We start from the raw sequence: 21,536 nt of genomic DNA, 5'->3' as shown, positions 1-21,536 counted from the left end.
CAACCCCCGCTCCGCGCCCCGGCCCTTGCGCTGACGCAAGGGCGTTCGAGGGGCAGCGAACCGATGGTTCGCAAGCTGCCCCTCTCACCCCGGGGGGAGAGGGGCTTTGTTCTACCGCCGGGTCAGAACATCAGAACCGCGCGCCGATGCCGAAGCCCACGGTCCACGGGTCCAGCTTCAGGTCCTGCCCGGTGCCGGCGCCGGCCATGCGCAGCTCCGGGCGCGCGTGCATGTAGCGCGCGTCGGCGCGGGCGAACCAGGTGGCGTTGATGTTCATGTCCAGGCCGAGCGTGCCGATGGCGCCCTTGGCGGTTTCCACGCCGACGTGGTCGCCGTTGGCGGACAGGCCGTCGATCTTCTCGTTGCTGAAGTTCGACTCGTAGTAGCCGGCGCCGATGAACGGGCGGAAGGTGTTGTCGGCCGCGCCGAAGTGGTACTGCGCGCTCAGCGCCAGCGGCTGCTGCTCGACGGTGCCGACCTTGCCGACGTTGTCGGCGCGCACGCGGTGGTCGAACTTGTCGGCCGCGCCCCACAGCTCGACGGCGATGTTGTCGTTGAAGTAGTAGCTTGCGCTCAGGGTCGGCGCCGGGCCACCGTCGAACTTGTCCAGGCCGGGCGCCGGGTTGTCCTTGGGCTGCAGCAGGGCCACGCCGCCAACCACGGCGAAATGCTTGCCCGACGCGGTGTCGCCGCTTTCCTGCGCGAATGCGGTGGACGACAGCGCCAGGGCGCCAAGGGTGGCAAGGCTGAGAATCTTGATCGAGCGCATGGGGGACTCCTCGTTGCTTGATGTCTTTCGGGATTGCGTCGTTGTTGTCGATGCCCTCTGTGCGGGGCGGGGAAAACCGTAGCGGCGGCAAGATGAATCGCCGCCCCTGCATGGTCGCTTTCATGCGATGGCGTTCAGCCGGAAGCGCCGGAACATGCGTCGTTGCGGCAAACGTGGGAAATTGCCGTTCATCGAGTTGTGGTGCGCGTGATGACCGAAACGCTGTTGCAGGGCCTGCCCGCGCAGGTGAATGCGGATTGCCGGGTGCTGGTGCTGGGCTCGATGCCGGGTGCGGCATCGCTGCACGCCGCGCGTTACTACGCGCATCCGCGCAATCGCTTCTGGCCGTTGATGGGTGCGCTATGCCGGTTCGATCCGCAGTTGGTGGATTACCCGCGACGGATGGAGCTGGTGCAGCGGGCCGGCATCGGCGTGTGGGACGTGATCGGCCAGTGCCGGCGGCGCGGCAGCCTGGATGCGGCCATCGTGCGTGGCAGCGAGGTGCCGAACCCGCTGCCGGCACTGATCGCGGGCTTGCCGCAACTGGCGGCCATCGCCTGCAACGGCGCCACCGCCGCGCAGGCGTTCAAGCGCCACGTGCAACCCGCGCTGCCGGCCGGTGCGGCAGCGCTGCCGGTGTTGGCACTGCCGTCCACCAGTCCGGCCAACGCGGGATGGTCGCTGCCACGGCTGCTGGGCGAATGGCAGCAGCTGTCGCAATGGTTGCCAATGGAACGAATCGGCGGTTGAGGCCGGCGAGCGCCTGTCCCTCCTGGCCGGTGCGGGACAAACGCCGAAGCTGCCGCGCATCCAGTGTCCCGCGGGAGCCGGCATGGCCCGGTCCTGTCCATGGACATACGTATGCGAATCCAATGCTGCAGGTTGGCGCTGCGCCACGCGGGGGGCCACAATAGGGGTTTCCCCCTCACTGTTGCTGGAGTTAGTTCATGGCCGAAATCAAGGAAGCACTTGTCCCCGATATCGGTGACTACAGCGACATTCCGGTGATCGAGGTGCTGGTCGCCGTCGGCGACACGGTGGCCAAGGACCAGGGCCTGGTCACCTTGGAGTCGGACAAGGCGACGATGGAAGTGCCGTCGGCCGTGGCCGGCGTGGTCAAGGAACTGAAGGTCAAGATCGGCGACACCTTGTCCGAAGGCAAGGTCGTGGCGCTGATCGAGGTGGCCGAGGAGGCCGCCAAGCCGGCCGCCGCCGCTGCCCCGGCCGCGCCGGCCAAGGTCGAACCCGCCGCCGAAACCGGCGCCAGGGTCGAGCCGGTGGCCGTGGCCCCGGTGCCGGACAAGCTGGCCCAGCGCGAGATCGCGCAGGAGCAGGCGCTGCCGGCCGGCAAGCCGGCCACCCCGCCGGTGCAGTTCAACGCCGAAGGCGTGCTGCCGTCGCAGGTGCCTTACGCCAGTCCGGCGGTGCGCGTGTTCGCCCGCGAGCTGGGCGTGGACCTGTCGCAGTTGACCGGTACCGAAAAGGGCGGGCGCATCACCAAGGGCGACGTGCAGAAGTTCGTCAAGGCCGCGTTGGGCGGTGGCGTCGCTGCCGGTGCGCCGGCGGGCGGCGGCAACGGCCTGAACCTGCTGCCGTGGCCGAAGGTGGATTTCAGCAAGTTCGGCGAAACCGAAACCCAGCCACTGTCGCGGATCAAGAAGATTTCCGGCGCCAACCTCGCCCGCAACTGGGCGATGATCCCGCACGTCACCCAGTTCGACCAGGCCGACATCACCGAGCTGGAAGCCCTGCGCGTGCAGCTCAACAAGGAAGCGGAGAAGAGCAAGAGCGGCGTCAAGCTGACCATGCTCGCCTTCCTGATCAAGGCCAGCGCCGCGGCCCTGAAGCAGTTCCCCGAGTTCAACGCCTCGCTGGACGCGTCCGGCGAGAACCTCACGCTGAAGAAGTACTTCCACATCGGCTTCGCCGCCGATACCCCGAATGGCCTGGTCGTGCCGGTCATCCGTGACGTGGACAAGAAGGGCGTGGTGCAGATCGCGCAGGAAACCGGCGAACTGGCGAAGAAGGCGCGCGACGGCAAGCTGGGCCCGGCCGAAATGAGCGGCGGCTGCTTCTCGATCAGCTCGCTGGGCGGCATCGGCGGCACCGCGTTCACGCCGATCGTGAATGCACCGGAAGTGGCGATCCTCGGTGTGTCCAAGTCGTCGATCCAACCGGTCTGGAACGGCAAGGAGTTCGCACCGAAGCTGCTGCTGCCGCTGTCGCTGAGCTACGACCACCGCGTCATCGATGGCGCGCTGGCCGCGCGCTTCACCACCTATCTGTCGCAGGTGCTGGCCGACATGCGCCGCGTGCTGCTGTAAGCGAGGGAACGAAGAAATGGCAACGGTTGAAATCAAGGTTCCCGACATCGGCGACTACAGCAAGGTCCCGGTCATCGAAGTGCTGGTCGCCGCCGGCGACACGGTGGCCAAGGACCAGGGGCTGGTCACGCTGGAGTCGGACAAGGCCACGCTGGAAGTGCCGTCCTCGGCCGCCGGCGTGGTCAAGGAAGTCAAGGTCAAGCTCGGCGACACCCTGTCCGAAGGCGACGTGGTGCTGCTGCTGGAAACCGAAGGCGCCGCCGCAACGCCGGCAGCGCCCGCGCCGGCCGCCGACAAGGTGGCACCGGGCAGCAAGCCGCCGGTGACGCCGTCGCACCGCGCGCCGGACCCGGCGGTGGCCGCCAAGGCGCTGCCGTCCAGCGGCCGCACCGCCGACATCGAGTGCCGCATGGTGGTGCTGGGCGCCGGTCCCGGTGGCTACACCGCCGCGTTCCGCTCGGCCGACCTGGGCATGGACACGGTGCTGGTCGAACGCTACGCCAGCCTCGGCGGCGTCTGCCTCAACGTCGGCTGCATCCCGTCCAAGGCACTGCTGCACGCGGCCGAGATCATCGACCACGCCGCGCATGCCGACGAATTGGGCATCGCCTTCGGCAAGCCGACCATCGCGCTGGACAAGCTGCGCGAGTACAAGGAAAAGGTCGTCGGCCAGCTGACCAAGGGCCTGGCCGGCATGGCCAGGCAGCGCAAGGTGCGCACCGTGCAGGGCGTGGCGAAGTTCGTCTCGGCCAACGAGCTGGAGATCACCGGCGACGACGGCAAGACCCAGCTGCTGCGCTTCGAGCAGTGCATCATCGCCGCCGGCTCGCAGGCGGTGAAGCTGCCGAACTTCCCGTGGGACGACAAGCGGGTGATGGATTCCACCGACGCGCTGGAACTGGCCGAAGTGCCGGGCAGCCTGCTGGTCGTTGGCGGCGGCATCATCGGTCTGGAAATGGCGACGGTCTATGGCGCCCTCGGTGCCAAGGTCACCGTGGTCGAGTTCATGGACCAGCTGATGCCGGGCGCCGACAAGGACCTGGTCAAGCCGCTGGCCGACCGCCTGAAGAAGCAGGGCATCGACGTCCACCTCAAGACCAAGGCATCGGGCGTCAGCGCCGACAAGAAGGGCATCACGGTGACCTTCGAGGCCGCCGCCGAAGGCGAGAAGCCGGCGCTGGAAAGCGCCACCTTCGACCGCGTGCTGGTTGCAGTAGGCCGCGCGCCGAACGGCAGGAAGATCGACGCCGACAAGGCCGGCGTGGAAGTCACCGACCGCGGCTTCATCCCGGTCGACCGGCAGATGCGCACCAACGTGCCGCACATCTTCGCCATCGGCGACGTCGTCGGTAACCCGATGCTGGCGCACAAGGCCACGCACGAAGGCAAGCTGGCCGCGGAAGTCGCGTTCGGCGAGAAGAAGGAGTGGGTGGCGCGGGTGATCCCGTCGGTGGCCTACACCAACCCGGAAATCGCCTGGGTCGGCGTCACCGAAACCGAGGCCAAGGCTAGGGGCCTGAAGGTCGGCGTGGCCAAGTTCCCGTGGGCGGCCAGCGGCCGCGCCATCGGCATCGGCCGCACCGAGGGCTTCACCAAGCTGGTGTTCGACGAGGAGAGCCACCGCGTCATCGGCGGCGCCATCGTTGGCGTGCATGCCGGTGAGTTGCTGGCCGAGATCTGCCTGGCCATCGAGATGGGTGCCGAAGCCGAGGACATCGGCCACACCATCCACGCCCACCCGACCTTGAGCGAGTCGGTGGCGATGGCCTCGGAGATCTACGACGGCACCATCACCGACCTGTACCTGCCGAAGAAGAAGTAAGGCTTCGATGGAAACCCCGGCGCAACGCCGGGGTTTTCTTCTTGGCGGGTGCGAAAGCATCGTCCGGTTTCGCACGCCAGCGCGGAATGCAAGCGGGTGAAAGCCGGCTTCAGAAGCTCAGGCTGACGCCGGCCAGTGGCCCCTTGAACTCCTGCTTCAGGCCGACGATCCCGTCGCTGCCGCGCTTGTCGACGTCGAGCTTGAACCAGTCGTAGCCGGCGAAGATGCCGAAGTTGCGGTTGAAGTTGTATTGCACGATGGCGTTGGCGCGGCTCAGGTCGCCCTTGTAGTCGTCGAAGCTGCCCCAGCGCGTGTTGAGGTACTGGCCCTGCAGGTTGATCAACCAGTGCTCGGACGGGGTGAAGGTCAGCCGCGCGCCGACCACCGGCGCGATGCCGTCGGTGGATTCGTCCAGGAAGCGCCCCTGGTACAGGTCGCCCAGGTCGGCGTAGGCCTTGCCGGAAACCTTGGCGTACTCGGCGCCCAACTGCAGGCCGAAGTCGAACTGCTCGGCGTCGACCAGCGAGTAGTCGTACACCAGGCTGGCCACCTGGTATTTCAGTTCGCCCTTGACGAAGCTGCCGGCCGGCACGCTGGCATCGCCGAAGCTGACGCCCTCGTCGAGCGTCTCGCGCCGGTCCTTGTCGTACCTGAAGTAGTCGAAGATCAGCCGCTGGCGGTCGCCGAGGCGGAACAGGCCATCCACGCGCGGCTCCCATTCCTTGCCGCCGAGCGAAAAGTCCTCGCTGAACGAGGCGGCTTGCCCGTCGATCTCGCCACTGCCGCGCAGCGTGTTGTCCGAGTCGATGTTCATCGCGCCCAGGCGCAGGGTGAAGCGCGGGTCGTCCTCGGCGGCATGCGCCGGCAGCGCGTGGAACAGGCCCAGCGCCAGTGCGCACGGGGCGGCGATCGCGGGAATCAAGCGGAGATTGCGCATTGCATTGCCTTCTGCTGTTGCCGGAAAGCAATGGACTATCCGCAATGCGGCGTACCACCTGCGTGAGCGCATCGTGCAGATGGTGTGGAAGCATGTGGACGTCGCCTGCACATGGCCGCCGCGAATGCGGCAAGGCGGTGCTGCAGGGAACGGCAGCACCGCCTTGCCCTGCGCCCACCGCGGGCATCGACGAGGTGATGGTGGCGGACGCAGCGGTCAGACCCTGCGGCGCCCGGCAAGTTCCCGGCCGCCGGGTCCGGGCGGATGTCCCGGGCGTCATCCGCCCGGACCCGAAAATTCCTGAAATTGCGGGAACTTGCATGGCCGCAAGGATGCCCTGTGGCGGTTGTCTCGCAAAATGTCCCGCTGCTATACTCTCACGGCTCGACGAGGCGCCATCCGGTGCCGTCCGTTTCCCCTAGTTCCATGAAGCAGGACCTACCACGTGCTGAACTCCGTTGAAGCGGGTCGGCGACTGATGTTGCGCGCCGCGATCTATCCGCTGGCCGCAGTGGCTGTCCTGGCCTTGGCCTTCCTGCTGGTGGGGCCAAGCTACGCCCTCGGCGCGCTCGTGTCGGGCCTGGCGGTGGTGGCGGGGGGATTGCTGGCGGCGTGGGTGGCACTCGGCGGCGGCGTACAGGCCGCCGGTTCGGCACTGGCGCGGCTGGTCATGGCGTTCGTGCTGAAGACGGTGCTGGTTGTTGCCGTGCTGGTGCTGGCGTTTGTCTGGTGGCGGCTTCCTCCCTTGGCGTTGCTGGCGGGCATTCCGGTGGCGCTGATGTTCCAGGTTCTGGCCTTGGCCAGGCGTTGATCGAATTCACAAAGGTTCCGGTACTCATGGCGGGCGAGGCTCTAACCCCTACCACCTATATCCAGCATCACCTGCAGAACCTGACCTCCCCGGTCGGTGATGGCGGCGGCTTCTGGACGATCCACGTCGACACCATCGTTACCGCGGTGCTGCTGGGCCTGCTGATGGTGTTCGCCTTCTGGCTGGCCACCCGCAAGGCCACGTCCGGCGTGCCGGGCAAGTGGCAGGCGTTCGTGGAGATCTGCCTGGAGTTCGTCGACCGCCAGGCCAAGGACACCTACCACGGCAAGAGCAAGCTGGTGACGCCGATCGCGATCACCATCTTCTTCTGGATCCTGTTGATGAACACGGTCAAGATGATCCCGGCCGACTTCATCGCCATCCCGCTGGGCTGGGTCGGCATCCACTACTGGAAGCCGGTGCCCACCGCCGACGTCAATGCCACCCTGGGCATGTCGATCAGCGTGCTGTTCCTGATGTTCTTCTTCGCGCTGAAGTCCAAGGGCATCGTCGGTTTCGTCAAGGAATTCCTGACCGCGCCGTTCGGCAAGTGGATGATGCCGTTCAACCTGATCCTCAACATCGTCGAATGGCTGAGCAAGCCGATCTCGCTGGCCATGCGACTGTTCGGCAACATGTTCGGCGGCGAGATCGTGTTCCTGCTGATCTGGGTGCTGGGCGGCGCCGGCTTCTTCGGCGCCCTTGCCGGCGGTACCTTCGGCCTGGGCTGGATGCTGTTCCACCTGCTGGTGATTCCGCTGCAGGCATTCATCTTCATGATGCTGTCGATCGTGTACCTGAGCCTGTCGGAAGACAGCCACTAAGAGTTCCAAAGCTTCAATCCGGTTCCACCCTTCATCCGTTTCATCACCCTTAGCTACCTCGTTCCTGGAGAAAACCATGTACTTCGCCGTCCTGACCAATCTCGCCCAAGTTCAGAGCTCCACCGCCCTTGCCGTCGGCATCATGATCGGCCTGGCCGCGCTGGGCGCCGGTCTGGGTCTGGCCATCATGTCGGGCAAGTTCCTGGAATCGGCCGCGCGCCAGCCGGAGCTGATCCCGGTGCTGCAGGTCCGCATGTTCATCACCGCCGGCCTGATCGACGCCGCGTTCATCATCTCGGTCGCCGTCGGCCTGCTGCTGGCCTTCGCCAACCCGCTGGCCTCGGCCCTGCTGGCCGAAGCCGCCAAGCTGGCGGGCTGATCCGGTTGCAGCGAGATGACCGGGCGCGTGATGCGCCCGGCCACGGATGAAGGTCTGGTTGCGCCGTCCGCAGTGGCGGCGCGACCACCCCGATACAGCGATTGAGCCAACCCATGAATATCAATTTCACCCTCATTGCGCAGGCCCTGGCCTTCGCCGCCCTGATCTGGATCATCGCGACCCTGATCTGGCCGCCGTTGATGAACGCCATCGAGGAGCGCCAGCAGAAGATCGCCGAGGGCCTGGCCGCCGCCGACCGCAGCCAGAAGGACCTCGCCCAGGCCGAAGTGAAGGTCAACGAGGCGCTGAAGGAAGCCCGCGGCAAGGCCAACGAGATCATCGACCAGGCCCATGCCCGCGCCAACCAGATCGTCGAGGCGGCCAAGAACGAGGCCATCGCCGAAGCCAACCGGCAGAAGGAACTGGCCCAGGCCGAGATCGACGCCGCCGCCAACCGCGCCCGCGAGGATCTGCGCAGGCAGGTGTCGGCGCTGGCCGTGAGCGGTGCCGAGAAGCTGCTCAAGCGCGAGATCGACGCCAACGCCCACAAGGCGCTGCTCGACGAACTGGCCGCGGAGATCTGATCGATGAGCCAGGCCCTCACGCTTGCCCGCCCGTACGCCCGCGCCGCGTTCGCGATTGCGCGCGAGGACGGCAAGTTCGCGCCGTGGTCGGACGCGCTTGCGTTCTCCGCCCGCGTTGCCGCCGATCCGCGCGTGTCGGCCCTGCTGTCGAATCCGGAACTGGCGCGCGGCGACGCGGTCGCGCTGCTGGCCCCGGAAGCGGCCGGCGAGAGCTACGGCCGTTTTCTGGACCTGCTGGCCGAATCGCAGCGCCTGCAGCAACTGCCGGAAATCGCCGGCCTGTTCGAGCAGCTGCGCGCCGATGCCGAGAACGTGGTCAAGGCCACCGTGACCTCGGCCGGCGAGCTGTCGGGCGAGGAGCTGGAAAAGATCAAGGCCGCGCTGCGCAGGCGTTTCGGTCGCGACGTCGAAGTGACGACCGCGGTGGACGCCTCGCTGATCGGTGGCGCCGTGATCGACGCCGGCGACGTGGTGATCGACGGCTCGCTCAAGGGCAAGCTGTCGCGCCTGCAGACCGCGCTCGCCCACTGAATTCATTTAACGTCCGGCCTGACCGCCGGCACTAGGACTTGACCATGGCCAACACGCTCAACCCCTCCGAAATCAGCGAGCTGATCAAGAACCGCATCGAGAAGGTCGCCCTGTCCGCGGAATCGCGCAACGAAGGCACCGTGACCTCGGTGTCCGACGGCATCGTGCGCATCTACGGCCTGGCCGACGTGATGCAGGGCGAAATGATCGAACTGCCGAACAACACCTACGCGTTGGCGCTGAACCTGGAGCGCGACTCGGTCGGCGCCGTGGTGCTGGGCGATTACGAGCACCTGCGCGAAGGCGACGTGGCCAAGACCACCGGCCAGATCCTGTCGGTGCCGGTCGGCCCGGAACTGCTCGGCCGCGTGGTCAACGCGCTGGGCGAGCCGATCGACGGCAAGGGCCCGCTGGGCGCCCAGCTGACCGCGCCGGTGGAGCGCGTGGCCCCGGGCGTGATCTGGCGCAAGTCGGTCGACCAGCCGGTGCAGACCGGCTACAAGTCGGTCGACTCGATGATCCCGATCGGCCGCGGCCAGCGCGAGCTGATCATCGGCGACCGCCAGACCGGCAAGACCGCGATGGCGATCGACGCGGTGATCAACCAGAAGGGCACCGGCATCAAGTGCGTGTACGTCGCCATCGGCCAGAAGGCCTCGACGGTCGCCAACATCGTGCGCAAGCTTGAAGAGAACGGCGCGCTGGCCCACACCATCGTCGTCGCCGCCACCGCGTCCGAGTCGGCCGCGATGCAGTACATCAGCGCCTACTCCGGCTGCACGATGGGCGAGTACTTCATGGACCGCGGCGAAGACGCGCTGATCGTCTATGACGACCTTTCCAAGCAGGCCGTGGCCTACCGCCAGATCTCGCTGCTGCTCAAGCGCCCGCCGGGCCGCGAAGCCTACCCGGGCGACGTGTTCTACCTGCACTCGCGCCTGCTGGAACGCGCCGCGCGCGTGTCCGAGGAATACGTCGAGAAGTTCACCGAGGGCAAGGTCACCGGCAAGACCGGCTCGCTGACCGCGCTGCCGATCATCGAAACCCAGGCCGGCGACGTGTCCGCGTTCGTGCCGACCAACGTGATCTCGATCACCGACGGCCAGATCTTCCTGGAAACCGACCTGTTCAACGCCGGCATCCGCCCGGCCGTGAACGCCGGCATCTCGGTGTCGCGCGTCGGTGGTTCGGCGCAGACCAAGATCATCAAGAAGCTGTCCGGCGGCATCCGCATCGCGCTGGCGCAGTACCGCGAGCTGGCGGCGTTCGCGCAGTTCGCCTCGGACCTGGACGAAGCGACCCGCAAGCAGCTGGAGCGCGGCCAGCGCGTCACCGAGCTGATGAAGCAGAAGCAGTACGCGCCGATGTCGATCGCCAACCAGTCGCTGTCGATCTACGCCGTCAACGAGGGCTACCTCGACGACGTGCCGGTGGGCAAGCTGCTGGCGTTCGAAGAGGGCCTGCACGCCCATTTCGCCAACACGCAGGGCGAGCTGATCAACAAGATCAACGCCACCGGCGGCTGGAACGACGAGATCGAGGCGGCCTTCAAGCAGGGCATCGCCGAGTTCAAGACCACCGGCAGCTGGTAAGCCGCATGTAGAGCGGGGCGCTGGCCCCGCTTCACTGTGACAAAAGCGGGGGCATGCCCCCGCGCTACGGGAATAAGAGATGGCAAGCGGACGCGAAATCAAAACCAAGATCAAGAGCGTGCAGAACACCCGCAAGGTGACGCGCGCGCTCGAAATGGTCTCGGCCTCCAAGATCCGCAAGGCGCAGGACCGGATGAAGACCTCGCGTCCGTACGCGCAGGCGATGAAGCAGGTGATCGGCCACCTGGCCCAGGCCAGCACCGACGTGCAGCACCCGTTCCTGGTCGAGCGCAACGAAGTCAAGCGGGTCGGCTACATCGTCATCTCGTCCGACCGCGGCTTGGCCGGCGGCCTGAACAACAACCTGTTCCGCAAGACCGTCGGCGAAATGCGCGAGTGGCAGGACAAGGGCGCCGGGATCGACGTGGTGACCATCGGCCAGAAGGCCAGCGTGTTCTTCCGCCGGGTCAACGTGGACATGGTCGGCAGCGTCACCCACATCGGCGACGTGCCGAAGCTGGAGACGCTGATCGGCGTGATCAAGGTGATGCTCGACGCCTTCACCGAGGGCAAGGTCGACCGCGTCTACCTGGTCTACAACCACTTCGTCAACACGATGACGCAGAAGGCCACCTTCGACCAGCTGCTGCCGTTGCCGGCCAGCCAGTCGCAGGTGTCCTCGCACGACTGGGACTACCTGTACGAACCCGATGCCGCGACCGTGCTCGAGCACGTGATCACGCGCTACATCGAGTCGCTGGTGTACCAGGCGCTGCTGGAAAACGTCGCTTCCGAGCATGCCGCACGCATGGTGGCGATGAAGGCGGCCAGCGACAACGCCAACAAGCTGATCGGCACCCTGCAACTGGTCTACAACAAGGCCCGCCAGGCGGCGATCACCCAGGAAATCTCCGAAATCGTCGGCGGCGCGGCAGCGGTCTGACGCGCGCAAACAAAGTATTCAATTAGAGGATGCAGCAATGAGTCAGGGCAAGATCGTTCAGATCATCGGCGCGGTCGTCGACGTCGAATTCCCGCGCAGCGACGTGCCGAAGGTGTACGACGCGCTGAAGGTGGACAACACCGAAATCACGCTGGAAGTGCAGCAGCAGCTGGGTGACGGCGTGGTCCGCACCATCGCGCTGGGCTCCACCGACGGCCTGAAGCGCAACCTGGTGGCCACCAACACCAACCGCGCCATCTCGGTGCCGGTCGGCGCCGGTACCCTGGGGCGCATCATGGACGTGCTGGGCCGCCCGATCGACGAGGCCGGCCCGGTCGCCGCTTCCGATTCGTGGGAAATCCACCGCGCCGCGCCGTCGTACGAAGACCAGTCCTCGTCCACCGAGCTGCTGGAAACCGGCATCAAGGTCATCGACCTGATGTGCCCGTTCGCCAAGGGCGGCAAGGTCGGCCTGTTCGGCGGCGCCGGCGTCGGCAAGACCGTCAACATGATGGAGCTGATCAACAACATCGCCAAGGCGCACTCGGGCCTGTCCGTGTTCGCCGGCGTGGGCGAGCGTACCCGCGAGGGCAACGACTTCTACCACGAGATGAAGGACTCCAATGTCCTCGACAAGGTGGCGATGGTCTACGGCCAGATGAACGAGCCGCCGGGCAACCGCCTGCGCGTCGCCCTGACCGGCCTGACGATGGCCGAATACTTCCGCGACGAGAAGGACGCCAACGGCAAGGGCAAGGACGTGCTGCTGTTCGTCGACAACATCTACCGCTACACGCTGGCCGGTACCGAAGTGTCGGCGCTGCTGGGCCGCATGCCGTCGGCGGTGGGCTACCAGCCGACCCTGGCCGAGGAAATGGGCGTGCTGCAGGAGCGCATCACCTCGACCAAGACCGGTTCGATCACCTCGATCCAGGCCGTGTACGTGCCCGCGGACGACCTGACCGACCCGTCGCCGGCCACCACCTTCGCCCACCTGGACTCGACCGTGACCCTGTCGCGCTCGATCGCCTCGCTGGGCATCTACCCGGCGGTGGACCCGCTGGACTCGACCTCGCGCCAGATGGACCCGCAGGTCATCGGCCACGAGCACTACGACACCGCCCAGCGCGTCCAGCAGACCCTGCAGAAGTACAAGGAGCTGAAGGACATCATCGCGATCCTGGGCATGGACGAACTGTCCGAAGAAGACAAGCAGGCCGTGTCGCGCGCGCGCAAGATCGAGCGCTTCTTCAGCCAGCCGTTCCACGTGGCCGAAGTGTTCACCGGCTCGCCGGGCAAGTACGTGCCGCTGAAGGAAACCATCCGTGGTTTCAAGGGCATCGTCGATGGCGAGTACGACCACCTGCCGGAGCAGGCGTTCTACATGGTCGGCGGCATCGAGGAAGCGGTCGAGAAGGCCAAGAAGATGGCCGAGAAGGCCTGAGGAAGGCTGGAGCGGGAACCGGGATCGGGGAATGAACGTTCCCGGTTCCACGGGCCTGCCGCGGTGGACCCGCATTCCCCGTTTCCCGTTCCCTGTTCCCCGCTTTTGAGAACCAAACCATGAGCACCATCCGTTGCGACATCGTCAGCGCCGAGCAGCAGATCTTCAGTGGCGAGGCCACCCTGGTCGTGGCCACCGGTGAGCTGGGCGAGCTGGGCATCGCGCCCAAGCACGCGCCGCTGATAACCCGCCTGAAGCCGGGCAAGGTCGTGGTCACCATGCCGGGCGGCGAGCAGCTGGATTTCGCCATTTCCGGCGGCATCCTCGAAGTGCAGCCGCAGGTCGTGACCGTGCTGGCCGACACCGCCATCCGCGCCACCGACATCGACGAGGCCGCGGTGCGCAAGGCCAAGGAAGAAGCCGAGCGCGTGCTGGCCCACCGCGGCGAGGCGATGGAGCTGGCCGAGGCGCAGCAGAAGCTGGCCGAGATCACCGCGCAGTTGCAGGCGCTGGAGCGCCTGCGCCGCAACCTCAAGCACTGAGTGCGGGCATGCTGGAACAGGAAAACGCCGGGCTTGCCCGGCGTTTTTCGTTGGTGCATCAAGAGAAGAAGTATTTGATGGTTTCCCGTAGGAGCGCACCTTGGTGCGCGATGGGGCTTTCCCGGTGAAGCCATCGCGCACCAAGGTGCGCTCCTACGGGGGGCTCAGCGATAGACCACGTGCCGCAGCAGAAAGAAGTTCGCCGCGGCCAGCGCACCCTCGACCACCGGCTTGGCCAGCCAGGCCATCTGCAAACCCAGCGCATGCGCGACCAGCGCCACCAGCCAGGTGCTGATGGCGGTCATCAACAGCCACAGCCCGAGGAAGCGCGCGAACCGGCCCCAGCCGTGGCGCCGTTCGTCGCCGCTGGCGAAGGTATAACGGCCATTGAGCCAGAAGCCGAGCAGCGCGCCGCTGACGCGGCCGAGCAGGTTGCCGGGGATCGCAGGCAGGCCGGCGGCGGTGGCGGCGACGAATACCAGCCAGTCCAGCGACAACTGCAGCAGGCCGATGGCGAGGTACTGGCTGCCTTGCCGGAACAGGCTCATTGGATTCCTGGGCGACGGGACCGGCGGCCATGTTACCGGTTGCCGGCGGATTCCCGCGGCGGGGAATGCGTGCTTCACGCAGGCGGGGAGAGGTTCACTAGAATTGCTCCATCGTTTACAGGAAATCCGCCGACATGACCCAGCCGTTGCACGTGATCATCCTCGCCGCCGGCGCCGGCAAGCGCATGCAGTCGGCGCTGCCCAAGGTGCTGCAGCCGGTGGCCGGGCGGCCGATGCTGGCGCACGTGATCGACACCGCGCGACAGTTGCAGCCGGCGGGCATCCACGTGGTGCATGGCCACGGCGGCGAGGCGGTGCGCGCGGCGTTTGCCGACCAGGCGGACTTGAACTGGGCCGAACAGGTGCAGCAGTTGGGCACCGGCCATGCCGTGCAGCAGGCGATGCCGGCCGTTCCGGACACGGCGCAGGTATTGGTGCTGTATGGCGACGTACCGCTGATCCGCGCCGATACGCTGCGCGCGCTGCTGCATGGCGCGCCGCGGCTGGCGGTGCTGGTGGCCGACCTGGACGACCCGACCGGCTATGGCCGCATCGTGCGCGATGCCGAGGGCAAGGTCGCGGCCATCGTCGAGCAGAAGGATGCCGACGACGAGCAGAAGCGCATCCGCACGGTGAATACCGGCATCGTCACCGCCGAATCCACCGCGTTGCGGCGCTGGTTGTCGGGCCTGTCCAACGCCAACGCGCAGGGCGAGTATTACCTGACCGACGTGTTCGCCGCGGCCACGGCCGAATACACGCCGGCCACGCTGGTGCACGTGGCCGATCCGCAGGAGGCCGAAGGCGCCAACGACCCGTGGCAGCTGGCGCAGCTGGAGCGCGCCTGGCAGCTGCGCGCGGCGCGTGCGCTGTGCGCGCAGGGCGTGCGCCTGCTGGACCCGTCGCGCTTCGACCAGCGCGGCACGGTCAGGGCCGGGGCCGACGTGCAGATCGACGCCAACGTGGTGCTGGAGGGCGAGGTCGAGCTGGGCGACGGCGTCAGCATCGGCGCGTTCGTACGGCTGAAGGACGTCAGGCTCGGCGCCGGCACCGTGGTGCGGCCGCACTGCGACCTGGAAGGCGTGGTCAGCGAGGGCGCGGCGCAGATCGGCCCGTTCGCACGGCTGCGCCCGGGCACGGTGCTGGCCGACGGCGTGCACGTGGGCAACTTCGTGGAAACGAAGAAGACCACGCTGGGCAAGGGCAGCAAGGCCAACCACCTGACCTACCTGGGCGATGCGGTGATCGGCAGCGGCACCAACATCGGCGCCGGTACCATCACCTGCAACTACGACGGCGTGAACAAGTTCCGCACCACCATCGGCGACAAGGTGTTCGTGGGTTCCAACAGCGCGCTGGTGGCGCCGGTGACGCTGGCGGACGGCGCGACCATTGGTGCCGGCTCGGTGATCACCCGCGATGCGCCGGAAGGCAAGCTGACCGTGGCGCGCAGCCGCCAGCAGACCATCGAAGGCTGGAAGCGGCCGGTGAAAAAGTAAAGGCGCGTAGGTCGGGGTTACATCCCCGACGCCTTGCGCATCCAGACATCAAGCGTCGGGGATGTAACCCCGACCTACCCTTGCAGAGTAGCCGCCGGGACCGCTCCAGCCGGCGTCGAGCTCAGGCGGCCGGCAGCAGGATGGTCACGCACAGGCCGCCGTCGTTGCGGTTCTGCAGCGAGATGCGGCCGTCGTGCGCCTCGACGATCTCGCGGGTCAGCGCCAGGCCCAGGCCGGTGCCGTTGCGCTTGGTCGAATAGAACGGCATCAGCGCGTTCTGCAGCACCGCCTCGTTCATGCCGCTGCCGCGGTCCAGCACCTCGATGCGCAGCCAGTGCGGCAACCGCGCCAGCCGCACTTCCACCGCGTCGTCGGCGTCGATGCCGTTGTCGGCGCTGGCCTCGTGCGCGTTCTTCAGCAGGTTCAGCAGCGCCTGCGAGAACTGCGCCGGATCGATGCGGCTGTGCAGGTCTTCGGCAGGCGGCGCCATGCGGAAGGGAATCTGCTGCTGCAGCCCGCCGAGGAACGCGGCCCAGCCGATGGTCTGCAACTGCGGTTGCGGCAGCTTGGCGAAGCGCGCGTAGCCGCGGATGAAGCCTTCCAGATGGCGCGCGCGCTCCTCGACCGTGGCGAAGATGTCCTCCAGCCGGTCGTTGCGGCCGCGCCGTACCAACTCGGCGCCGGAGTGGGCCAGCGAGGCGATCGGCGCCAGCGAATTGTTCAGCTCGTGGCTGATGACGCGGATGACCTTCTTCCATGTCTGCACTTCCTGCCGCCGCAGCTCGGCGGTCAGCAGGCGCAGCAGCAGCAGTTCGTGCGGGCGGCCGTTGAGGTGGAAGCTGCGCCGCGACAGGTGGTAGACCTGCTCGTCGTCCTCGTCGCCACCTTCCTCGCGCACCGCGAACAGGCTGTCGCCGCCGCGGGCGATGGCGTTGCGCAGTTCCACCGGCATGTTCTCCAGCAGCTCGTGCATGCGCTTGCCTTCCAGCTTCCAGCCGCCATGCAGCAGCTTGCGCGCGGCAAGGTTGGAGAACGCCACGCGCTGCACGCCGTCGCCGCCGTCGGCCAGCAGCAGCATCGCCACCGGCGTGTTCTGCACCATCGTGTCCAGCAACAGCTCGCGCTGCACCAGCGACTGGCGTTGCTCGCGCAGCACGTCGCCCAGCTCGGCGTGGGCCTTCACCAGTTGTGCCAGTTCGTCGTTGCCGCGCCAGTGCACGCCGAAGTTGTATTCGCCGTCGCGGTAGCTGCTGGTGATGCCGGCCAGCGCGCGCAGCAGCGAGCGGATCGGCGCGGTGGCGCGGCGCAGCGTCCACCACATCAGCGCCAGCAGCAGCACCGTCGATGCCGTGGCGACCAGCCAGCCGCGGTCCATCCAGTACGCCAGCAGCCACGGCATGGCCGCGGCCAGCCCCAGCACCGGCAGCAGGCGCAGGAACAGGCGGAAGGTGAACGAGCGTGTCTTCAACATGGTCGTTTCATTCGCGGGGGATGCCGTGGCGGTCCATGCGCCGGTACAGCGCCTGCCGGCTCAGGCCGAGGTCGGCGGCAGCCTGGGCAATGACGCCGCCGGCGCGTTCCAATGCGGCGACGATGCGCGCGCGGTCCGGTTCGTCGGCCGGCGCGGTGGGGCGCTGCGGTGCACGCGGCAGGTTGAGGTCGGCCGCTTCGATGCGCGGCCCCTGCGCCAGCAGGCTGGCGCGCTGGATCACGTTGCGCAGTTCGCGCACGTTGCCCGGCCAGTTATGGCGTTGCAGCGCCTGCGCGGCCTGCGGCGACAGCGGCTTGCCGTCGTCGCCGAGGAAATGGCGGGCCAGCGGCAGGATGTCCTCGCGCCGCTCGCCCAGCGCCGGCAGCGCCAGCTCGACGGTGTTGAGGCGGTAGTAGAGGTCCTCGCGGAAGCTGCCGTCGCGGATCATCGCCGGCAGGTCGGCGTTGGTGGCGCTGACCACGCGCACCTTCACCTGGCGCTCGCGGTTGGCGCCCAGGCGCTCGAAGCGGCCGGTTTCCAGCACCCGCAGCAGCTTCATCTGCCCGGTGAGCGACAGGTTGCCGATCTCGTCGAGGAACAGCGTGCCGCCATCGGCCGCCTCGAACTTGCCTTCGCGCGCCTTGTTGGCGCCGGTATAGGCACCGGCCTCGGCGCCGAACAACTCGGCTTCGATCAGTTCGGAAGGAATCGCGCCGCAGTTCAGCGCGACGAACGGGCCGCCGCGCTTGCCGGAGTTGGCCTGGATGATCTCGGCGATCTTCTCCTTGCCGGCGCCGTTGGGGCCGGTGATCAGCACCGGCAGCTCCGAGCGCGCCACCTGGCAGGCCAGCGCGATGACCCGTTCGCTGGCCGGGTCGGCGAACACCACCCCGCGCAGGTCGTAGCGCTCGCGCAGGCTGGTCTGCTGGCGCAGTTCGCGCTGGCGACGGCGCGCCAGCTCGCGGCGGGTTTCGGCCAGCTCCAGCAGGTTGTTGACCGTGGTCAGCAGGCGGCCGTCGTCCCACGGCTTGGCCAGGTAGTCGGCGGCGCCGGCCTTGACCAGTTCCACCGCGCTGTCCAGGTGGGTCCAGGCGGTGAGCAGGATCACCGGCAGGTCCGGGTGCGCGTCGCGGATCTGCCCGAACAGCGCGCGGCCCTCGTCGCCGGAGGTGGTGTCGGCGGTGAAGTTCATGTCCTGGATCACCAGGTCGAACTCCTGCTCTTCGAGCATCGCCAGCCCCTGCGCGGGCGAGGCGGCGTGGCGGGTCTCGATGTCGTGCAGCGAGAACAGCACGTCCAGTGCGGTGGCCACGGCGCTGTTGTCGTCGATGATCAGGATCTGCGGCATCGGGGCTTGCAAGGGTGGGAGTGGAAAGGGAAGCGCAGACCTTACACGTTGCGGCCCGCGCTGGCAGGGGACATGTGCTTCAGGGTTGTCCGGCCGCCGCGGCCGCGCGATGGCCGTAGCTCAGCACGCGGGTGAGGGTCCATTGGCCGTCGTGCAGGTGCCAGAGCATGGTGAAGTCGGCCAGCCCCTCGCACTTGCCGCCGGCGATGTCGCAGAAGCGGTGGCTGCCTTGGGCGATGGCGCCGAAATCCTTGATCGGGAACACCTGCAGGCTGCCTTCCACCAATTCGCGGGTGTAGCGGCCGCAGGCGTGCTTGCGGGTGTTTTCCAGCATCGCCTCGCGGGTCCGGGTGACGCCGCCGGTGTCGTGGTAGAACTCGACCGCCGGGTCGAAGTAATCGGCGTGCCGCTGCAACTGCGCCGGGTCGCTGCAGTGGTTGAAGCTGTCGAACACGGCACGGTCGAGCGTGGCGATGGTGGCGGCGAGGTCGCCGGCCGCCGGTGCGGCGGCGGGCAAGGCCAGCAGCAGCGGCAGCAGGTGCAGGGCGGGCTTGTTCATGGCGGTTCCGGCATCAGGTGCTGCGCGTGGCCACGGCCGGCGGGATGGACGCCGCGCGCCGGGCCGGGCCGAACACCGATACTTGCCCCAGCAGCCACAGCGCCGCCGCGCCGATGGGCAGGTACAGCAGCGGCAGGCGCGGCAATTCGTAGCGGCCCATCAGCCATTGGTTGAGCAGGTAGGCCAGCAGCATGCCGAGCACGATGCCGATGGTCGCCAGCAGGAAGTTCTCGGTCTGGAAATAACGCAGGATCTGGCCCTTGGTCGCACCGAGCGCGCGGCGGATGCCGATCTGCTTGGTGCGCTGCTGCACCCAGAAGCTGGCCAGGCCGACGATGCCCAGCGCGGTCACCAGCAGCAACAGGCCGCACACGATCAGCAGCAGGCCGACCATGTCGCGGTCGTTGGCGAAGTAGTCGGCGCGGCCCTGCTCGAAGGTGAGCTTGCGCCAGACCAGGCGGTTGGGATCGTTGCGGTCCAGCGCCGCCAGCGCCTGTTCGAGCACCTCGGCGCGGCGTGCCGGTTCGGCCACGCGGATCAGGTAGCGGCCGCCGTTGGAGAAGTTCATGCGGATCGGAAACACCACCGAATAGGTGCGGTTGTTGCTCTGCATGTTCGGCCGCAGCAGGGTGTCCACCACGCCGATGATGGTCAGTTGGATGTTGGCCATATAGACGGTCTTGCCGACCGCGCCGCCGTCCGGAAACATCCTGTCGGCGGCCGCCTTGCTGACGATGATCGCCGAGCGCAGGCCGCTGACGTCCTCCACCTCGCGCAGCGCGTCATTGCTTTTGTACTCGTCGGCGTTGAAGTCGCGGCCGGCGACCAGTTTCAGGCCCATGGTGGCCAGCGCGCCTTCGCTGACCATGTACTGGGTGGCGTTGAGCGTGGGCACCTCCTGCTCGGGGGTGAGCGAGAGCGAGGTGTTCCAGCTGCCGTTCTGGAACGGCAACTGGTTGGTGATGGCCACGCGCTCGACGCCGGGGACGGCACGCAGCGAGGCCAGGTCCTCGGCGGTGCGGGCGTCGCCGTCGGTCTGCTGGCCGATGCCGCTCAGGCCGATCTCGATCAGCCGGTCGTCGTCGATGCCGCTGGCGAGGTTGAGGGTTTCCAGGCGCTGGGTGACGATGAACAGCGCGTTGCAGATGATCGCGCAGCTCAGTGCGATCTCCAGCACGATCAGCGCCGCGGCGGTCTTGTGGCGCGACAGGGTGGAAAGGATCGGGCGGATTTCCATGTGGGACTCCGGGGTTTTCAGATGGGCAGAGGGGTCACTGCGTCTTGAGCTGCACGGCCGGGGCCACCTGCATCGCCCGCCACGCCGGCAGGATGCCGGCCAGCAGGCTGGCGGCGATGGCCAGGGCGAAGGTCAGCAGCAGCATCGAGCCGTCCAGGTGGGCCAGCGAGGCGTAGTCGGCCGGGCGCTGGCGCACCGCCCACAGTCCGCCCAATGCCAGCAGCAGGCCCAGCATGCCGCCGGCCAGGCCGATCGTCCCGGCCTCGACCAGGCATTGCTTGAAGATCTCCGTGCGGCTGGCGCCGAGCGCGCGGCGCACGCCGATCTCGCCGCTGCGACGCAGGAATTTGGCCAGCAGCAGGCCCACGGTGTTGACCAGGCACACCAGCAGGAAGCCGAACGCCAGCCACATCTGCAGGCGCACGTCGCCGGGCACCACGTTGCGGAATTCCAGCAGCTCCATCACGTTGCGCAGGCGGGTGTTGGCCGGGCGCTCGAAGCGGCCGGCGGCGCGCTGCTGGTCGGAGTAGTTGTCCAGGTAGGCCTTGAACGCGGGCGCGTCGGCGGCCGAATCCAGCTCCACCCAGTACTGGATCCAGGCGCAGGGCACGTTCAGCGCGGTGGCGTCGTTGACGATCTCGCGGCCGAAGCAGTTCATGTTGCCGTTGCGGTCCAGCTCCAGGTCGCGCGAGGTGGAGAACGGCACGAACACGTCTTCCTGGCGGTCGTAGCGGCCGACGAACAGGTCGTAGAACAGCGGCTGCGGCTTCCAGTCGTCGAGCACGCCGACGACGCGCAGCGCGTGGCCTTCGACCAGCACGTCGCGGCCGACGCTGTTGGCGCCCTTGAACAGCTTGTCGTTGAGGGTGCGGCTGATCACCGCCACCCGCGCGTGGCCCGTGTCCTCGGCGCCGCTCCAGCCCTGGCCGTACAGGAATGGGGTGTCGAACATCGGGAAGAAGTCGCCGGAGGTGTAGCGCATGCCGACGCTGAACGGCTTGAGCGCATCCACCCGCGGATCGACGATGCCGCCGCCGCCGGTCATCATCGCCTGCCGCGGCGCCTTCTTCTGCCGCAGCAGTTCCTCGGCGTCGAAGCGGGTCAGCTGCCCTTCCGGCTCCTCGCCGGGCTTGTAGCCCTCGCGGGTGTAGGCGTCGAGCTGCACGTAGAACAGGCGTTCGCTCTTGTGCGGGATGGGGTCGCCGGAGAGCACCTTGAACACGGTGAGCGTGGTCATCGCCGCGCCGATGCCCAGGGCGATGGCCAGCACCATCAGCGCGGTGAGCACCTTGTTGCGGCGGAAGCTGCGCAGAGCCAGCTTGAAGTAGTAGGCGAGCATGGTGGGCTCCTTGTGTTTCCTTCTCCCTCCGGG

The 21,536-nt window shown here is 67.5% G+C and carries 21 protein-coding genes; 13 read left to right on the top strand and 8 right to left on the bottom strand.

Annotated elements, in window-relative coordinates:
* Positions 1-130: 130 nt before the first annotated feature.
* Positions 131-769 carry an OmpW/AlkL family protein gene (locus tag ABB34_RS04205; protein WP_057640001.1) on the bottom strand — a complete coding sequence of 213 codons (639 nt, stop codon included), beginning with the start codon at positions 767-769 and terminating at the stop codon, positions 131-133.
* Between the two features lie 210 nt (positions 770-979).
* Between ABB34_RS04205 and ABB34_RS04200 the strand changes: the two genes are divergently transcribed.
* The 3 genes from ABB34_RS04200 (at position 980) to lpdA (ending at position 4,915) form a co-directional block, all read left to right on the top strand.
* Positions 980-1,519: a DNA-deoxyinosine glycosylase gene (locus tag ABB34_RS04200; protein ID WP_057640003.1), complete on the top strand. Its 540-nt coding sequence runs from the start codon at positions 980-982 to the stop codon at positions 1,517-1,519.
* A gap of 197 nt (positions 1,520-1,716) precedes the next feature.
* On the top strand, positions 1,717-3,093 hold the full coding sequence (aceF, locus tag ABB34_RS04195) for a dihydrolipoyllysine-residue acetyltransferase (RefSeq protein ID WP_083490052.1): 1,377 nt from the start codon (positions 1,717-1,719) through the stop codon (positions 3,091-3,093).
* Positions 3,094-3,109: 16 nt separating this feature from the next.
* Positions 3,110-4,915 (top strand): dihydrolipoyl dehydrogenase, encoded by a 1,806-nt coding sequence (gene lpdA, locus ABB34_RS04190; RefSeq protein WP_057640000.1) that lies wholly within the window; start codon positions 3,110-3,112, stop codon positions 4,913-4,915.
* Between the two features lie 109 nt (positions 4,916-5,024).
* Here lpdA and ABB34_RS04185 read toward each other — a convergent pair whose 3' ends face one another.
* Positions 5,025-5,852, bottom strand: coding sequence for a hypothetical protein (locus ABB34_RS04185; RefSeq protein WP_057639999.1), 828 nt, complete (start codon positions 5,850-5,852; stop codon positions 5,025-5,027).
* 445 nt (positions 5,853-6,297) lie between these two features.
* On the opposite strand from ABB34_RS04185, the gene ABB34_RS04180 reads away from it, so the two are divergent.
* The 9 genes from ABB34_RS04180 to ABB34_RS04140 all read left to right on the top strand — a co-directional run bounded on the left by ABB34_RS04180 (position 6,298) and on the right by ABB34_RS04140 (position 13,502).
* Positions 6,298-6,663, top strand: coding sequence for a hypothetical protein (locus tag ABB34_RS04180; protein ID WP_211258154.1), 366 nt, complete (start codon positions 6,298-6,300; stop codon positions 6,661-6,663).
* A 26-nt stretch (positions 6,664-6,689) separates the two neighbouring features.
* Entirely contained in the window at positions 6,690-7,487 is a 798-nt protein-coding gene (atpB, locus tag ABB34_RS04175) for a F0F1 ATP synthase subunit A (RefSeq protein WP_057639997.1), read from the top strand.
* A gap of 76 nt (positions 7,488-7,563) precedes the next feature.
* Positions 7,564-7,866, top strand: a complete 303-nt coding sequence (gene atpE, locus ABB34_RS04170) for a F0F1 ATP synthase subunit C (protein WP_057639996.1) — start codon at positions 7,564-7,566, stop codon at positions 7,864-7,866.
* Positions 7,867-7,979: 113 nt separating this feature from the next.
* Entirely contained in the window at positions 7,980-8,450 is a 471-nt protein-coding gene (locus ABB34_RS04165; protein WP_057639995.1) for a F0F1 ATP synthase subunit B, read from the top strand.
* A 3-nt stretch (positions 8,451-8,453) separates the two neighbouring features.
* Complete coding sequence (locus ABB34_RS04160) at positions 8,454-8,981, top strand: F0F1 ATP synthase subunit delta (RefSeq protein WP_057639994.1); 528 nt, start codon at positions 8,454-8,456, stop codon at positions 8,979-8,981.
* Positions 8,982-9,025: 44 nt separating this feature from the next.
* Entirely contained in the window at positions 9,026-10,573 is a 1,548-nt protein-coding gene (gene atpA / locus ABB34_RS04155; protein WP_057640002.1) for a F0F1 ATP synthase subunit alpha, read from the top strand.
* Between the two features lie 79 nt (positions 10,574-10,652).
* A complete protein-coding gene (gene atpG / locus ABB34_RS04150; RefSeq protein ID WP_057639993.1) occupies positions 10,653-11,516 on the top strand; it encodes a F0F1 ATP synthase subunit gamma in 864 nt (287 codons plus the stop codon).
* A 37-nt stretch (positions 11,517-11,553) separates the two neighbouring features.
* The gene (gene atpD / locus ABB34_RS04145) at positions 11,554-12,960 is read left to right on the top strand and encodes a F0F1 ATP synthase subunit beta (RefSeq protein WP_057639992.1); all 1,407 of its coding nucleotides are present in this window, start codon (positions 11,554-11,556) and stop codon (positions 12,958-12,960) included.
* Positions 12,961-13,079: 119 nt separating this feature from the next.
* Complete coding sequence (locus ABB34_RS04140; protein ID WP_057639991.1) at positions 13,080-13,502, top strand: F0F1 ATP synthase subunit epsilon; 423 nt, start codon at positions 13,080-13,082, stop codon at positions 13,500-13,502.
* A 164-nt stretch (positions 13,503-13,666) separates the two neighbouring features.
* On the opposite strand, the gene ABB34_RS04135 is transcribed toward ABB34_RS04140, so the two are convergent.
* A complete protein-coding gene (locus ABB34_RS04135) occupies positions 13,667-14,050 on the bottom strand; it encodes a GtrA family protein (protein ID WP_057639990.1) in 384 nt (127 codons plus the stop codon).
* Positions 14,051-14,184: 134 nt separating this feature from the next.
* Here ABB34_RS04135 and glmU point away from each other — a divergent pair, with 134 nt between their 5' ends.
* Positions 14,185-15,549: a bifunctional UDP-N-acetylglucosamine diphosphorylase/glucosamine-1-phosphate N-acetyltransferase GlmU gene (gene glmU / locus ABB34_RS04130; RefSeq protein WP_057639989.1), complete on the top strand. Its 1,365-nt coding sequence runs from the start codon at positions 14,185-14,187 to the stop codon at positions 15,547-15,549.
* 121 nt (positions 15,550-15,670) lie between these two features.
* On the opposite strand, the gene ABB34_RS04125 is transcribed toward glmU, so the two are convergent.
* From ABB34_RS04125 to ABB34_RS04105, 5 genes are all read right to left on the bottom strand, one after another.
* Positions 15,671-17,017, bottom strand: coding sequence for a sensor histidine kinase (locus ABB34_RS04125; protein WP_211258155.1), 1,347 nt, complete (start codon positions 17,015-17,017; stop codon positions 15,671-15,673).
* A gap of 10 nt (positions 17,018-17,027) precedes the next feature.
* Positions 17,028-18,368 carry a sigma-54-dependent transcriptional regulator gene (locus ABB34_RS04120; protein ID WP_057639987.1) on the bottom strand — a complete coding sequence of 447 codons (1,341 nt, stop codon included), beginning with the start codon at positions 18,366-18,368 and terminating at the stop codon, positions 17,028-17,030.
* Between the two features lie 79 nt (positions 18,369-18,447).
* Complete coding sequence (locus tag ABB34_RS04115) at positions 18,448-18,927, bottom strand: nuclear transport factor 2 family protein (RefSeq protein WP_057639986.1); 480 nt, start codon at positions 18,925-18,927, stop codon at positions 18,448-18,450.
* A gap of 13 nt (positions 18,928-18,940) precedes the next feature.
* A complete protein-coding gene (locus tag ABB34_RS04110) occupies positions 18,941-20,164 on the bottom strand; it encodes an ABC transporter permease (RefSeq protein ID WP_057639985.1) in 1,224 nt (407 codons plus the stop codon).
* 34 nt (positions 20,165-20,198) lie between these two features.
* Complete coding sequence (locus ABB34_RS04105) at positions 20,199-21,503, bottom strand: ABC transporter permease (RefSeq protein ID WP_057639984.1); 1,305 nt, start codon at positions 21,501-21,503, stop codon at positions 20,199-20,201.
* Between the last annotated feature and the right edge of the window lie 33 nt (positions 21,504-21,536).

The organism is Stenotrophomonas daejeonensis (genome assembly GCF_001431505.1).
Taxonomy (GTDB): Bacteria; Pseudomonadota; Gammaproteobacteria; order Xanthomonadales; family Xanthomonadaceae; genus Stenotrophomonas; species Stenotrophomonas daejeonensis.
This window is presented reverse-complemented; position numbering and strand designations above follow the sequence as displayed.